12 protein-coding genes and 1 riboswitch are annotated in these 13,621 nt (G+C 34.7%); of the genes, 10 read left to right on the forward strand and 2 right to left on the reverse strand.

What is annotated here, in order from left to right; genetic code table 11:
• The first annotated feature begins 22 nt into the window (after positions 1 to 22).
• The 4 genes from murA to ACLUJM_RS01315 all read left to right on the forward strand — a co-directional run bounded on the left by murA (position 23) and on the right by ACLUJM_RS01315 (position 5,126).
• The gene (gene murA, locus ACLUJM_RS01300) at positions 23 to 1,306 is read left to right on the forward strand and encodes a UDP-N-acetylglucosamine 1-carboxyvinyltransferase (RefSeq protein WP_374042472.1); all 1,284 of its coding nucleotides are present in this window, start codon (positions 23 to 25) and stop codon (positions 1,304 to 1,306) included.
• A 63-nt stretch (positions 1,307 to 1,369) separates the two neighbouring features.
• Complete coding sequence (locus tag ACLUJM_RS01305; RefSeq protein WP_412411955.1) at positions 1,370 to 3,601, forward strand: ATP-dependent RecD-like DNA helicase; 2,232 nt, start codon at positions 1,370 to 1,372, stop codon at positions 3,599 to 3,601.
• Entirely contained in the window at positions 3,588 to 4,226 is a 639-nt protein-coding gene (locus ACLUJM_RS01310; protein WP_412411956.1) for a ComF family protein, read from the forward strand. Before ACLUJM_RS01305 ends, ACLUJM_RS01310 begins: the two co-directional genes overlap by 14 nt.
• Positions 4,227 to 4,265: 39 nt before the next feature.
• Positions 4,266 to 5,126: a neutral zinc metallopeptidase gene (locus ACLUJM_RS01315; RefSeq protein ID WP_412411957.1), complete on the forward strand. Its 861-nt coding sequence runs from the start codon at positions 4,266 to 4,268 to the stop codon at positions 5,124 to 5,126.
• 14 nt (positions 5,127 to 5,140) lie between these two features.
• On the opposite strand, the gene ACLUJM_RS01320 is transcribed toward ACLUJM_RS01315, so the two are convergent.
• The gene (locus tag ACLUJM_RS01320; RefSeq protein WP_316511027.1) at positions 5,141 to 5,653 is read right to left on the reverse strand and encodes a hypothetical protein; all 513 of its coding nucleotides are present in this window, start codon (positions 5,651 to 5,653) and stop codon (positions 5,141 to 5,143) included.
• A gap of 170 nt (positions 5,654 to 5,823) precedes the next feature.
• Here ACLUJM_RS01320 and pflB point away from each other — a divergent pair, with 170 nt between their 5' ends.
• From pflB to ACLUJM_RS01340, 4 genes are all read left to right on the forward strand, one after another.
• Positions 5,824 to 8,100, forward strand: a complete 2,277-nt coding sequence (gene pflB / locus ACLUJM_RS01325) for a formate C-acetyltransferase (RefSeq protein WP_412411958.1) — start codon at positions 5,824 to 5,826, stop codon at positions 8,098 to 8,100.
• 55 nt (positions 8,101 to 8,155) lie between these two features.
• Positions 8,156 to 9,661: a pyruvate formate-lyase-activating protein gene (gene pflA, locus ACLUJM_RS01330; RefSeq protein WP_412411959.1), complete on the forward strand. Its 1,506-nt coding sequence runs from the start codon at positions 8,156 to 8,158 to the stop codon at positions 9,659 to 9,661.
• Positions 9,662 to 9,732: 71 nt separating this feature from the next.
• On the forward strand, positions 9,733 to 10,149 hold the full coding sequence (locus ACLUJM_RS01335; RefSeq protein WP_294685354.1) for a hypothetical protein: 417 nt from the start codon (positions 9,733 to 9,735) through the stop codon (positions 10,147 to 10,149).
• A riboswitch (Fluoride riboswitch) is annotated at positions 10,148 to 10,220 on the forward strand. Its footprint overlaps the gene before it by 2 nt.
• 40 nt (positions 10,221 to 10,260) lie before the next feature.
• Entirely contained in the window at positions 10,261 to 11,430 is a 1,170-nt protein-coding gene (locus tag ACLUJM_RS01340; protein ID WP_412411960.1) for a cation:proton antiporter, read from the forward strand.
• Positions 11,431 to 11,822: 392 nt separating this feature from the next.
• Here ACLUJM_RS01340 and ACLUJM_RS01345 read toward each other — a convergent pair whose 3' ends face one another.
• A complete protein-coding gene (locus tag ACLUJM_RS01345) occupies positions 11,823 to 12,209 on the reverse strand; it encodes a hypothetical protein (protein WP_412411961.1) in 387 nt (128 codons plus the stop codon).
• Positions 12,210 to 12,369: 160 nt separating this feature from the next.
• Between ACLUJM_RS01345 and ACLUJM_RS01350 the strand changes: the two genes are divergently transcribed.
• Entirely contained in the window at positions 12,370 to 13,239 is an 870-nt protein-coding gene (locus ACLUJM_RS01350; RefSeq protein WP_412411963.1) for a D-alanyl-D-alanine carboxypeptidase family protein, read from the forward strand.
• Between the two features lie 10 nt (positions 13,240 to 13,249).
• Complete coding sequence (locus tag ACLUJM_RS01355) at positions 13,250 to 13,552, forward strand: MTH1187 family thiamine-binding protein (protein WP_094224242.1); 303 nt, start codon at positions 13,250 to 13,252, stop codon at positions 13,550 to 13,552.
• Positions 13,553 to 13,621: the final 69 nt, after the last annotated feature.

Here is a 13,621-nt window from a genome sequence, read left to right on the forward strand (position 1 = left end):
AAACATAAAACAAGAATGACTGATGGAGGTTGTTTTGGAAGTTATACAAGTAAAAAAAAGTTTAAATTTAAAGGGTGAGGTCAAGATTGACGGCGCGAAAAATTCAGCGCTTCCTATTATAGCAGCATCTCTTTTGGGGACTGAGCCTATAATTTTAGAGGATGTTCCAAAGTTAAAGGATGTTTCAATTATTTTAAAAGTTTTAGAAGAATTGGGATCAAAGGTAACCTATTTGGACAAGAATAAGGTTGAGATAGATAGTAGCAATGTTAATAATTCTGTGACTCCACACGAATTGATGAACAAAATGAGGGCTTCTTTTTTGGTGATGGGACCTTTGTTGACTAGACTTGGTCAAACGAAGACTTATTTGCCAGGTGGATGTGCGATTGGTTCGAGACCTGTGGATTTGCATTTAAAAGGCTTCAATGCATTGGGTGCTGAGATTGAATCGACTGACGAAAAGATAGAAGCTATCGCAAAAGATGGTTTGATTGGTGGGGAAATATATTTGGATTTTCCTAGTGTTGGTGCGACTCAAAATATTATGATGGCAGCGACGATGGCAAAGGGAGAAACTGTTATCGAGAATGCTGCAAAGGAACCGGAAATCGTAGATTTGGCAAGTTTCTTGAACAAATTGGGAGCGAAGGTTCGTGGCGCTGGTACTTCTACTATTAGAATTGTTGGCGTTGAAAAATTAGGTGGAGCAAAGCATACGATTATTCCAGATAGAATTGAGGCTGCGACTTTTATGGTTGCAAGTGCTATTACACGTGGAGATATTACTGTGAAAAATTGTATTTCGTCTCATATTATGCCAATTATTGCTAAGCTTCGTGAAGTTGGCTGTGAAGTTATCGAAAATGAAGACGAAGATTCTATCAGAGTTATATCTACAGGAAGATTGAAGGGAACTAAGATTAAGACTTTGCCATATCCTGGTTTTCCTACTGATGTTCAAGCACAATTCATGGCATTGATGACTGTGTGCAAGGGTCAAAGTAGTGTTGAAGAAACTGTTTTTGAAAATAGATTTATGCATGTGGAACAACTTCAAAAAATGGGCGCTGCTATTGCAACTGAAGGAAATGAAGCGAGCATTGCAGGGGTGGATTCTCTTCAAGGAGCTACTGTGAAATCTACCGATTTGAGAGCTGGAGCGGCTTTGATTTTGGCAGGACTTGTAGCAGATGGTACGACGAATGTAACAGATATTTATCACATTGATAGAGGATATGACGATATTGTATCCAAATTCAAGAAATTGGGAGCAAATATCGAAAGAATTGAAATAGAAGATTAATAAATTATATGAAACGAGGGATTGTTACTAAGTTAAACAACCCTCTTTTTTGTAGGTGAGTGTATGAAGTTCAGTGCGACTGTCAAAAACATAATATTTGAAAATGAGTCCAATGGGTTCAGGATTTTTTCTGTGGATAAAGACGGAGAGGAAAGAATTATCAAGGGCAATAGTTTCAAAATTATGCCTGGAGATTTCTTGGATATTGAGGCAAACAAAGTTCAAGATCCAAAATACGGCGAGCAGTACAATATAATTTCCGTCGAAAGATCCAATAAACCTAGCCTTTACAATATTATCAATTATCTTCAAAGTGGTTTGATTAAAGGAATTGGAGAAACTACTGCGAGAAGAATTGTGGAAGAATTTGGCGAAAATACTATGGAGATTTTGAAAAATTCTCCATCCAAATTAATGCAGGTCAAAGGAATCGGCAAGAAAAACTACAAAAAAATCAAGGAATCACTTGACGAAAAGAAGGAATACGCTGAGATTTTCTTGTATTTACAATCGTTGGGATTGAGTCTTCATCAAGCGAATATTATTTCTGATTTTTACAAGGAAGACACGAAGAAGATTATCATGAAAAACCCATACACTTTGATTGATGATGTTAGGGGGATTGGATTTAGGACGGCGGACATTATTGCGCAGAGAATCGACATTGAGCCGGATTCTCCATTTAGAATCAAGGCTGCGTTCAAATATTTCATGGAAAAAGAGGCGAATTCTAATGGAAATTGCTACGTTTTGGAAGATGATTTGATAGAAGGAGTAGAAAAACTTCTGGACATCGAGATTACAAATAGACAAGAAACGTTGGAGTCTTTGATTGTAAGTGGAATTATCACAATTGATGATACTGGTGATGAGAAAAGAGTTTACCTTCCTAATATCGAAAAATCCGAGATGAGATGCGCACTAAATATTGCAAATATTTTGAAATGCGAATTAGAAAATGAGTTTGATGTGGAATACGAGCTTTCAAAGCTTGAATCAGAACACTTGGATGAATTACAAATCGAAGCTATTAAAAAATCTTTGACGGAAAAAATGTTGATAATTACTGGTGGACCTGGTACTGGTAAAACCACGATAATCAACAATATTACGAAAATTTTCAAGCAAAACGACAAAAAAATAATCCTTGCAGCGCCTACTGGACGTGCGGCGAAGAGACTTTCTGAAAGCTGCAATGAAGAAGCGAAGACTATTCACAGGATTTTGGGGTATATTCCAGTTGAAAATGGAATGATTTTCGAGCACGACGAGGACGATCCGATAGATTGCGATTTGATAATTATTGATGAAGCGAGTATGATGGATATTTTCATAGCGGATAGTTTGATGAGGGCTTTGGATGCGGACACGAGAGTTGTTTTCGTGGGAGATTGCGACCAACTTCCAAGTGTGCAAGCGGGAAATGTCCTTAACGATTTGATACAATCAGGAGAAATCACGACGATTAAGTTGACGAAGATTTTCCGTCAAGCACAAAACTCCAATATAATTGTGAATGCGCACAGGATAAACAACGGAGAATTTCCTATTTTGAATGAAAAAGGGAAGGATTTTTTCTTTATCGAAGAAAATGATCCGGAATGTGCCAAGCAAACAATTTTGGATTTGTGCGCACAACGACTTCCCAATTTCTACAAAAAAGATGAGTTTGACGATATAATTGTGCTAACTCCTATGAAAAAATCCAGCTGTGGTACTAAGGAATTGAACACTGCTTTGCAGGAAGTTTTGAATCCCAAAACTCCGATTACAGAAGAAATCGAGCAAAGAGACAGGATTTTCAGACTGAACGACAAGGTTATGCAAATCAAAAACGATTATACGAAAGAATTCATCGACGACGATGCGATGGGTGTGTTCAACGGAGATATCGGTAGGGTTACATACGTCGATCCGATTGATGAAACGATTGATGTGTTATTTGATGATAAAACTGCGAGTTTCACGAAAAAAGAATGCGACGGTTTGACGTTGTCTTATGCGATTACTATTCACAAATCACAAGGAAGTGAGTTTCCAATAGTTGTAATTCCATTGACACAAGCACCGTACATGCTGTTGACTAGAAATTTGCTATACACTGCGATAACGAGAGCCAGAGAAATCGTGGTGTTGGTTGGAAGTTTGAAAATTTTAAGACAAATGATATCCAACAATAAAATAATGAAGAGAAATTCTGGATTGGACAGAAGAATTAAGCAATACATGGATGTTCATATCGATACTGATGAGCAAGATATGATGAGAGAGATGTTCGAAGATGAGGAATTTTAGTTTATTATTTCAAAAACGTTGCATTATTTGTCACGAGAAAAAACAGTTTAAGTATTTGTTGTGTGAAGATTGTTATGAAAAATTAATATTTGTGGACTGTTACAGAGACATCGATGACACGGATTGCTATTTTTCTTTGTTGCATCAGGGCTTGACGAAAAAACTTATCTACGACTACAAGCTTAGCAGAAAAGAAGTGGTGAGGTATTTTCTTGCAGATGTTATATCTTCTAAGATAAAAGAAAAAAATTTACAAGACTACACTTTGCTCATAGTTCCTTCGACAAAATCTACGATAAATAGACGTGGGTTTGATCACATTCACGAGATTGCGAAGGAAGTGGCGAATAATTTGGATATGGAGTATTTGCCCGATGCGATTGTAAAGGTGAAGGAAACCAAAATCCAGCACAATTTGTCACAACTTCAAAGAATTGAAAACTTAAAGGGTGCATTCAAAGTGAATGCTGATTTGTCAAATAGGAAAATTTTGGTACTGGATGATATTGTGACGACCAAGAACACTTTGAGAGAAATCAAAAGAACTTTGAATGGAAATTATGTAGATTTAAAATTTGTTGCAGTATCCAGCAGATCCAATGAAAAATATTATAATTGGGTATAAATAGTAATAACGAAATTAAACGATAATTGGAGGCAAATCATGAAATGGCAAGGTAGAGAAGGAAGTTCAAATGTAAGCAGAGGCTCATCCGGTGGTGCTCCGTTTAAAGTCGGAGGCGTCGGATTGATTTTGCTTGTGATTGTGTATTCTTTGTTTGGAGGAAATCCACGAGATATTATCAACGAACAAAACAGAACTAGGCAAGAACAACAAGTAAATAAATCTGAAAAAGCTAGCAGCAAGGAAGTTGAACAAGCCGAAAAAATGCTCAGCGTTGTGCTAAAGGACACTGAAGATGTGTGGCACGAAAAGTTTTCTGAAATCAATAAAACTTACGAAGAACCAAAACTTCATTTCTTTGAAGGGGCAGTGTCGACTGGTTGTGGAAATGCGGACAAAAATGTAGGACCATTTTATTGTTCGCTGGATAAAACAGTATACATGGATGTAACTTTTTATAATATGTTGACTCAAAAGCTTGGCGCTGACGGTGGAGATTATGCGATGGCTTATGTTTTGGCACACGAAGTTGGTCACCACGTCCAAAAAGAACTAGGAATTTTGGATAGAGTTCACAATATTCAACGTAGATTGAACGAAAAAGATGCCAATAAATACTCCGTAGCACTTGAAACACAAGCAGATTATTTTGCAGGAGTGTTCAGTTATTATATTAAAGAGAAAGGCTACTTGGAAGAAGGAGATATTGAAGAAGCGATAAGTGCAGTTCAAAGTGTCGGCGACGATCACATCCAAAAAATGGGACAAGGATACGTACAACCGGAAAAATTCACTCACGGTTCATCCGAACTTAGAAACGAATGGTTCCAACGAGGATTTAAATACCACGATTTTGACCACGCAGATACATTCGGTGAAATGGGACTTAGAATTCAATAAAAAATACGCCAGAATTAATTTTCTGGCGTTTTTTGAGTTTCGTTGTATTCTTTTTCGTGTTTGTCGATATCTTGCAAAAGCATTTTAAAAATCTGATTAAATGATTGGTTGTATTTTTGTAGGGTTGATTTTTGTAAAACTTCGCGCGCTTTTTGGAATTGATGGTCTTCCACATAAGCTATCGCCAAGTTAAAATAATACAAGCTTTTTGCGTAATCTGTTTTAGGTTTGTCTTTTATTTTCTTGAAATTTTGGAATAATTTGTCCAAATTCCCATTTTGTTCGTAATCCAGCATGTATTTTCTGATTTCGCCGGCGATTTTTCTATCCATAATCATATTGTGAAGCACTTGAATCAAGATAAAACTCAACATTAGAGCAAATGTCGTGATTAAAGTGAATGAAATTATAATTAAAATCCTATTAATTCCTGTGATATTTTGTGTAGCAAATACTGCTATGGTTTCTATCACAAATGTTAGAATTGCTAGAAATATTAGTTTAGTATTAGATATTTTTATTTTCATAAAATCCTCCATAAGTAAAATATATCTTATTTTTAGGTTATTTACAAGTAATATTGAAATATTGTAAGATTTAGGTGATAAAAAATATCATGGAGTGATTATAATCACAGTTTTTAAAATTGTTTTAACATATACTTAATGTATCATTAATAATAAAAAAGGAGATATGTATGAGCAATTTATTTGATAATGAACAATTCAAACAAGCTTGGGAAGGCTTTAATGATGGAGATTGGTCTGACGAAATCAATGTCAGAGATTTTATTCAACAAAACTACACTCCATACGAAGGTGACGATTCTTTCCTTGTAGGTCCTACACAAAAGACAAAAACTTTGTGGAAAGAAGTAAACGATATGATCGTTGAAGAAGTAAAATCTAAGAAAATAAAAGTAGACCTAGAAAGATTTAGCGGAATTAATAATTTTGATGCGGGATACATCGACAAGGATAACGAAGTTATATTTGGATTACAAACTGACGAGCCTATGAAAAGGATTATGAATCCATACGGCGGTTTCAGAATGGTTGAAAATTCATTGAAGGCTTACGGTTTGGAAATGGATCCTGTTATTAAAGAAAAATTCAACGAATACAGAAAAACACACAACCAAGGAACTTTTGACGCTTACACAAAAGAAATGAGAACTTTCAGATCAGTTGGTTTGTTGACAGGACTTCCTGATGCTTACGGAAGAGGAAGAATTATCGGCGACTACAGAAGAATTGCTTTGTACGGTATCGATTATTTGAAAGCGATGAGAATTAGAGACAAGGAAAATTTGACAGGAGATGCTACTGAAGAAACAATCCGTAGACGTGAAGAATTTTCTGAACAAATCAGAGCTTTTGACGAAATAAAAGACATGGCTATGAGTTATGGTTTTGATATTTCAAGACCAGCTATGAATGCGACTGAAGCTGTTCAATGGTTGTACTTTGGATATTTGGCAGCAGTAAAAGAAAACAACGGAGCTGCAATGTCTATCGGAAGAAACACAGCGTTCTTAGATATTTATATCAAAAGAGATATGGAAAAAGGAATCTTGGATGAAGAACGTGCACAAGAATTGGTTGACCAATTAGTTATCAAACTTAGAATGGTAAGACATTTGCGTACTCCTGAATACGACGAATTATTCGCTGGAGATCCAACTTGGGTTACAGAATCTATCGGTGGAATGGGCGTTGATGGAAGAACTTTGGTTACTAAAACTTCATTCAGATTTTTGCACACATTAATCAACATCGACACATCACCTGAACCAAACATGACAGTTTTGTGGTCAGACAAATTACCACGTGCATTCAAAGATTTCTGTTCAATGATGAGTATTAAAACAGCATCCATTCAATACGAAAACGACGATGTTATGCGTGATGTTTACGGAGACGACTACGCAATCGCATGTTGTGTTTCTGCAATGCAAGTCGGAAAACAAATGCAATATTTTGGAGCGAGAGCAAACCTTGCAAAGGCGCTTTTGTATTCAATTAATGGTGGAGTTGATGAAGTTTACAGAGACAAAAAAACTGGTGATATCGTAACTGTAATAGAAGGAATTGAAAGAGACGATTCTGAAATTTTGGATTACGATAAAGTTGTTACAAACTACAAAAAAGTTATCGATAAACTTGCGAAAGTTTATGTGAATGCTATGAACACAATTCACTACATGCACGATAAATACGCTTACGAAAAAGGACAAATGGCTCTTCACGACCCAGAAGTTCACAGATTTATCGCTTTTGGTATTGCAGGAATTGCGATTGCTGCAGATTCATTGTCAGCGATAAAATATGCGAAAGTAAAACCAATCAGAGATGAAAACGGATTGGCTGTGGATTTTGAAGTTGAAGGAGATTTCCCAAGATACGGAAATGACGACGACAGAGCAGATGATTTGGCTATCGCTATAAGCAAGTATTTCATAGAATCTTTGAGAAAAACAAAAGCTTACAGAAACGCAGAACACACTTTGAGTCTGTTGACAATAACTTCAAATGTAACTTACGGAAAGAAAACTGGTAGCACACCAGACGGGCGTAAAAAAGGCGAACCATTTGCACCGGGAGCAAACCCAATGAATGGAGCAGACAAATCAGGAGCGCTTGCTTCGTTAAACTCTGTTGCTAAAATGCCTTACAAGAATGTAAATCAAGACGGAATTTCAAATACTTTCTCAATAATTCCAAACGCACTTGGAAAAAATGAAGAAGAAAGAATAATCAATTTAACAAATATAATGAATGGTTACTTCAACCAAGACGCATTCCATTTGAACGTTAACGTAATGGATCGTGAATTGTTAGAAGATGCAATGGAAAATCCAGAAAAATATCCTAACCTAACTATAAGAGTTTCGGGATATGCAGTAAGATTTAACCAATTAGACCGCGAACATCAATTAGATGTTATCAATAGAACATTCCACGAGTTTGTATAAATAAATTTTATTAAGGGCATATTTGTATGCCCTTTTTGATGATTGGAGGAAAATTATGGACAATGAAATAAAAGGTTACGTTCATTCTATAGAAACGATGGGACTTGTCGATGGACCGGGTAACAGAACGATATTTTTCTTGCAAGGTTGTCCATTGAAATGCATCTACTGTCACAATCCCGATTCACAAGCTATACATGGTGGCAAAGAGTACACAGTAGATGAAATTCTAAAAATCGCAAAAAGATACAAGCCTTACCACGGACAAGAAGGTGGAGTCACGATTTCTGGAGGAGAGCCACTTTTACAAGGAAAATTCCTGAAAGAATTGCTGAAACGATTAAAAGAAGAAGGGTTCAACACTTGTTTGGATACATCAGGAGTTGGTGAGAAGAAATACTACTCTGAAATTCTTCCATTTGTCGACACTATGCTACTGGATTTTAAAGCTTTTGATTCTGATTTGTATAAAAAAATTACCTTCATGGATGACAAAAATTTCTTGGAATTTGTGGATAAATTGGAGTCTAATGGCTTTTGTGGAAATATTTGGGCGAGACACGTTATGGTTCCTGGATTTACGGATAGTTTTGAAGAAATGGATAAGTTCGTAAAATCATTAGACAAAATCAAAAATATGGTTGAAAGAATCGAAATTTTGCCATATCATTTAGGTGGAGTATACAAATACGAAAATTTGGGTAGGAAATACTTCCTTGAAAATGTCGAAGCAATGGACAAGAAAACTGCAGAAAAATTCGAAAAATACGTCAACGCACAATTTGCCAAAACATTGAGCGAAAGTAGACGTGATGATGCTTTGAGTTTTCAAAAGAAGAAAATAACAGAGGAGCAATTTGATATGGAAGATGATAAGAAATATTTGTTGGAAGCTATAAAAGATGTGGAGCTTTTCAAGGGAATTGACGATGTGGATTACGATGAGGTAATCGACAAGTTGAAGTTTTTGAAATTAAAAGCAGAAGACTACATCTTTAAGCCCGGAGATTCTGCCCAAAACATGTATGTAATTCACAAAGGTACGATAAAAGTATTTCACAACACTATTGATGGCAAAGAACAAATTCTGTATTTGTATCACGAAAATGATTTTGTGGGTGGACACAATATTTTGGAAGATGTGGAGTACATTTATATGGGTCAAGCTCTGACAGATTGTGAAGTTATCAAAATTCCACGAGATATTTTCGACAAATATTTGATTAACTCTCCACTTGCTTTGACGAAAATTCTGAAGAAAAGTTTCGAAAGAATTAGACTTGCAGAAGATTTGGTGCAAAGATTATCCACAAGCAATGCAACTATGAAAACTGCGGCGCTTTTATTACGATTAAAAGATACAATGGGCGTGGAAACTAAGGATGGAATAAGGTTAGACCTTGCGATGAACAGAGAAGAACTTGGGAATTATTCTGGACTTACAAGAGAAACTATTACTAGAAAATTAGGCGAATTCAAAAAGCTTGGATATATCGATTTGATTGGGACCAAGGTTATTTTGATTAAAAATGTCAAAATTTTGGAAGAATTAGTGTTGTAGTTTATTGTAAAAAACTTTCTGTTGTGGTATATTATTATCAGAAATTTTGAAATATATGGAGGATTTTTATTATGGATTTACCCGGTGAGCCGAGCTATTTAATTATTTTTTCGGTAATTGCAATTGTTGCAGTGGTATACTTTATGTATATGAATGGAGTTGGATATTTTAGGAGCATGTCTGCCTTGTGGTTTTATCAGACACATGGGATTTTGGAGGACAATATTCACGCAAGTTTGAAAAAAACTAGCGGGAAAGCTACAAAAGTGTTCAAAGTCAAAAAAAGTGGTTTCTACGATTTTAATTTGGATAATGAATTAGAAAGTGGCAATGTTACGGTGAGTCTTATAGATTCATTGGGAAACACGGTGTTCGAATTGAACAAGATGAATGGATTTAGTTCTGATTATTTGAACGAAACGGAAAGATACCGCTTAGTATTCAACTACAACAAAGCTTGTGGTAAGTTTGAACTTTCATGGAAATAAATATATGGGGAATGAAGTGCTCCCTTGTTTTTAACTAAAACGCAAAATTTGCTGATGACTTCTGTTATTTACAGATATCATCAGCTTTTTTATTACACAAATGGAGGAATTATGTTAAAAAGTATAGCGTTTATAATTGTATTGTCGTTGTTTTTGGGGAGTTTTTTCAAAAAAATAAAACTTCCACCTATTCTTGCATTTTTGATTGTAGGAATTGCGATGGGACCTTTTGCGATGAATTTAATAGACAAAAAGATTTTGGATATTTCATCTGAGATAAGAACCATCGCACTTGTGATAATCCTAACTCGTGCAGGATTGTCGTTGGATATTGACGATTTGAAAAAAATCGGAAGACCAGCGGTGTTGATGTGTTTCGTGCCGGCTGTTTTTGAAATGTGCGCGGTGGGATTTTTGGCGCCGATATTTTTGAAGGTCGATGTGTTGGATGCGTTTATTATTGGATCGATCATAGCTGCGGTGTCTCCTGCAGTTGTCGTTCCTAGAATGATACGACTAATTGAAGAAGGCTACGGAGATGAACACAAAATCCCACAACTTATCTTGGCAGGAAGTAGCTGCGACGATGTTTTCTGCATAGTTGTGTTCACATCACTGACATCTCTCGCACAAACAGGAGACATCAATGTGTTCAAATTCATCGCCATTCCTTTTTCTATTTTGATTGGAAGTGTTGTAGGAGCTGGAATAGGATTTTTGTTGGTGAAATTTTTCAAAAGATTTCATATGCGTGACACTGTGAAAGTGTTGATTGTGTTGAGTATTTCGTTCTTGCTTTTAGAATTGGAAAAAATAACACCAATTCCATTTTCGGGACTTATCGCAATAATGGCGATGTCCATGGTTGTGAAGAAGATTTACGAAGATTTGGCGGAAAGATTATCTGAAAAATACAATAAATTGTGGGTTGGAGCTGAAATATTCTTGTTCGTATTAGTAGGAGCGACTGTGAATGTAAAATACGCAATAAATTCTGGAATTATGGTAGTTGTGTTGGTGATTTGTGCATTGATGTTCAGAATGGTGGGCGTTTATGCATCAGTTTTGAAAACAAAATTAACACCAAAAGAAAGACTATTCTGTATGATTGCCTACACTCCAAAAGCAACTGTACAAGCGGCAATCGGAGCGATTCCACTTTCAATGGGATTGAAAGTCGGAGATATGGCGCTTACTGTGGCTGTTATTTCTATTTTGATTACGGCGCCATTTGGAGCGATAATGGTGGATAATTTGTATAAGAAATTGTTAGAACGTTAAAAATTGAAAAAACTAGAATAATTGGCGGTTGTAGCCAATTTATTCTAGTTTTTGTTTAACAATTCAATTTATTCTAGTTTTTGTTTAACAATTCAATTTATTCTAGTTTTTGTTTAACAATTCAATTTATTCTAGTTTTTGTTTAACAATTCAATTTATTCTAGTTTTTGTTTAACAATTCAATTTATTCTAGTTTTTGTTTAACAATTCAATTTATTCTAGTTTTTGTTTAACAATTCAATTTATTCTAGTTTTTGTTTAACAATTCAATTTATTCTAGTTTTTGTTTAACAATTCAATTTATTCTAGTTTTTGTTTAACAATTCAATTTATTCTAGTTTTTGTTTAACAATTCAATTTATTCTAGTTTTTGTTTAACAATTCAATTTATTCTAGTTTTTGTTTAACAATTCAATTTGTTTTACTTTCAAAAATTCATTATTGTTTTGTAGTTGTTTTTCATCTATATTTATTTTAATCCTGTCAGATTGTTTTAAATCATCAAATTTTATAATCTTTGGTTGGTTTGAGGAATTAAATTCTACTATTTTACAATCTTTTTCTAAATCTTTGCAGTCAATTTTTGACTCTTGTTGAATAATTTCCCTGCCACCTTCAGCGCCTATAATTGTAAGTGTTTTGTCGGATCTATTAATATCTGTTATCTCACATTCTACTCCTAATAGTACTACGTTTTCTTCTTTTTTAGTTGTATGAAAGAAATAAAAGAAATATATTAATAGGAAAATTATCAATACGAATATTATTATTTTTTTCATTAAAACACCTCCGATATATAATGAATTAACCAAATTATTTATTTGATTAAATCATATCAAAATAAAAAATAATGTCAACATAAAAATGTTAAGATTTGTCAAATGATATTTAATTGCAAAAATTAGTGGTATAATTGAAATGAACAAACGGGGTGAATTTATGAAGAAGAAATTGGGGATAGCAGGAGTTACTCTGTTGATTGTTGTAGGAATTTGTTTCATTTTCAAAGTAGTTAATGCAAATAAATTAGACAAGCTTACTTTTAATGCCGATTGCATTTACGTTTACTCAATTGATGATGAGAAGGAGATTTTCTCTAAAAATCCAGACAAGAAAGTGTATCCTGCGTCTTTGACTAAGATGATGACGGTGTATACAGCTGTGGGAAAAATTGAAGATTTTGATAAAAAAGCTCCGATAGATAAGAGAAGCTACCAACAACTTGTTGCACAAAACGCATCAATGGCGGGTTTTTATGGCAATGAGCCTACAACATTCGACGATTTGTTGTATGGAACAATGCTTGCCTCTGCAGGAGAATGTGCAGACAGCTTAGCTATAAATGTAGCTGGTTCCAAGGAAGAATTTGTAAAGTTGATGAATGAAAACGCAAAGAATATGGGCTTGAATAATACTCATTTCAAAAATTCTGAGGGAATGGATGAGGATGATCATTATTCGAGTGCAAAAGACATGGCGTTTTTGTTGAAAAATTCATTGAAAAATGAAAAATTCTACAAGATTTTCACGACAGATAAGTACACTTCTACGAAAACTTTTGATCATCCGAAAGGAATTGAAATTGAAAGCACAGTTCTTTCTAGATTGAAAGATTACGATCAAGATGGTTTCAAAATCTTGGGTGGCAAAAGTGGAACTACGGAAAAAGCAGGGCTTTGTTGGGCAACTTTGTCCGAAAAAAATGGCAAAAAATACATCATTATTGTAATGGGTGTTGATTTTGATGATATTAAACATCCAGGTGATGGACAAATCCAAGATACGATTAAGATTTTGAAGAATTTATAAGGAGATTATAATGGCTATTTTAGAATTAACATTAGTTCCAATCGGAACACAAACTACAAGTTTATCACAATACGTTGCAAAAGCTTATGACAATGTAAGAAATAAAGAAAATATAAAAGTTGAATTGAATCCAATGGGAACTGTTATGCAAGGAGATATCGACGAATTATTGAAAGCTGTTCGCGATATGCAAGAATCTGTATTTAAAGAAGGAGTTGACAGAGTGTATTCTGTGATTAAAATTGATGACAGAAGAGATAAGGATGCATCATTTGAGCAAAAATTAGACTCTGTAAATAAAAAATTAAAATAATGAACAAAAAATCTGTAAAACTGTACAATTTGATATTTCCAGTCTGGATTGTGTGGCTTTATCCAGTAA

It is taken from the genome of Finegoldia sp. (assembly GCF_046991905.1).
Classification (GTDB): domain Bacteria; phylum Bacillota; class Clostridia; order Tissierellales; family Peptoniphilaceae; genus Finegoldia.

What these genes read in the sequence shown, in the direction of transcription:
- ACLUJM_RS01345 (WP_412411961.1), bottom strand. Translation starts at nt 12,209, where the DNA reads ATGAAAAAAATAATAATATTCGTATTGATAATTTTCCTATTAATATAT.
- ACLUJM_RS01340 (WP_412411960.1), top strand. Translation starts at nt 10,261, where the DNA reads ATGTTAAAAAGTATAGCGTTTATAATTGTATTGTCGTTGTTTTTGGGG.
- pflA (WP_412411959.1), top strand. Translation starts at nt 8,156, where the DNA reads ATGGACAATGAAATAAAAGGTTACGTTCATTCTATAGAAACGATGGGA.
- ACLUJM_RS01315 (WP_412411957.1), top strand. Translation starts at nt 4,266, where the DNA reads ATGAAATGGCAAGGTAGAGAAGGAAGTTCAAATGTAAGCAGAGGCTCA.
- ACLUJM_RS01355 (WP_094224242.1), top strand. Translation starts at nt 13,250, where the DNA reads ATGGCTATTTTAGAATTAACATTAGTTCCAATCGGAACACAAACTACA.
- ACLUJM_RS01335 (WP_294685354.1), top strand. Translation starts at nt 9,733, where the DNA reads ATGGATTTACCCGGTGAGCCGAGCTATTTAATTATTTTTTCGGTAATT.
- pflB (WP_412411958.1), top strand. Translation starts at nt 5,824, where the DNA reads ATGAGCAATTTATTTGATAATGAACAATTCAAACAAGCTTGGGAAGGC.
- ACLUJM_RS01310 (WP_412411956.1), top strand. Translation starts at nt 3,588, where the DNA reads ATGAGGAATTTTAGTTTATTATTTCAAAAACGTTGCATTATTTGTCAC.
- ACLUJM_RS01305 (WP_412411955.1), top strand. Translation starts at nt 1,370, where the DNA reads ATGAAGTTCAGTGCGACTGTCAAAAACATAATATTTGAAAATGAGTCC.
- murA (WP_374042472.1), top strand. Translation starts at nt 23, where the DNA reads ATGGAGGTTGTTTTGGAAGTTATACAAGTAAAAAAAAGTTTAAATTTA.
- ACLUJM_RS01350 (WP_412411963.1), top strand. Translation starts at nt 12,370, where the DNA reads ATGAAGAAGAAATTGGGGATAGCAGGAGTTACTCTGTTGATTGTTGTA.
- ACLUJM_RS01320 (WP_316511027.1), bottom strand. Translation starts at nt 5,653, where the DNA reads ATGAAAATAAAAATATCTAATACTAAACTAATATTTCTAGCAATTCTA.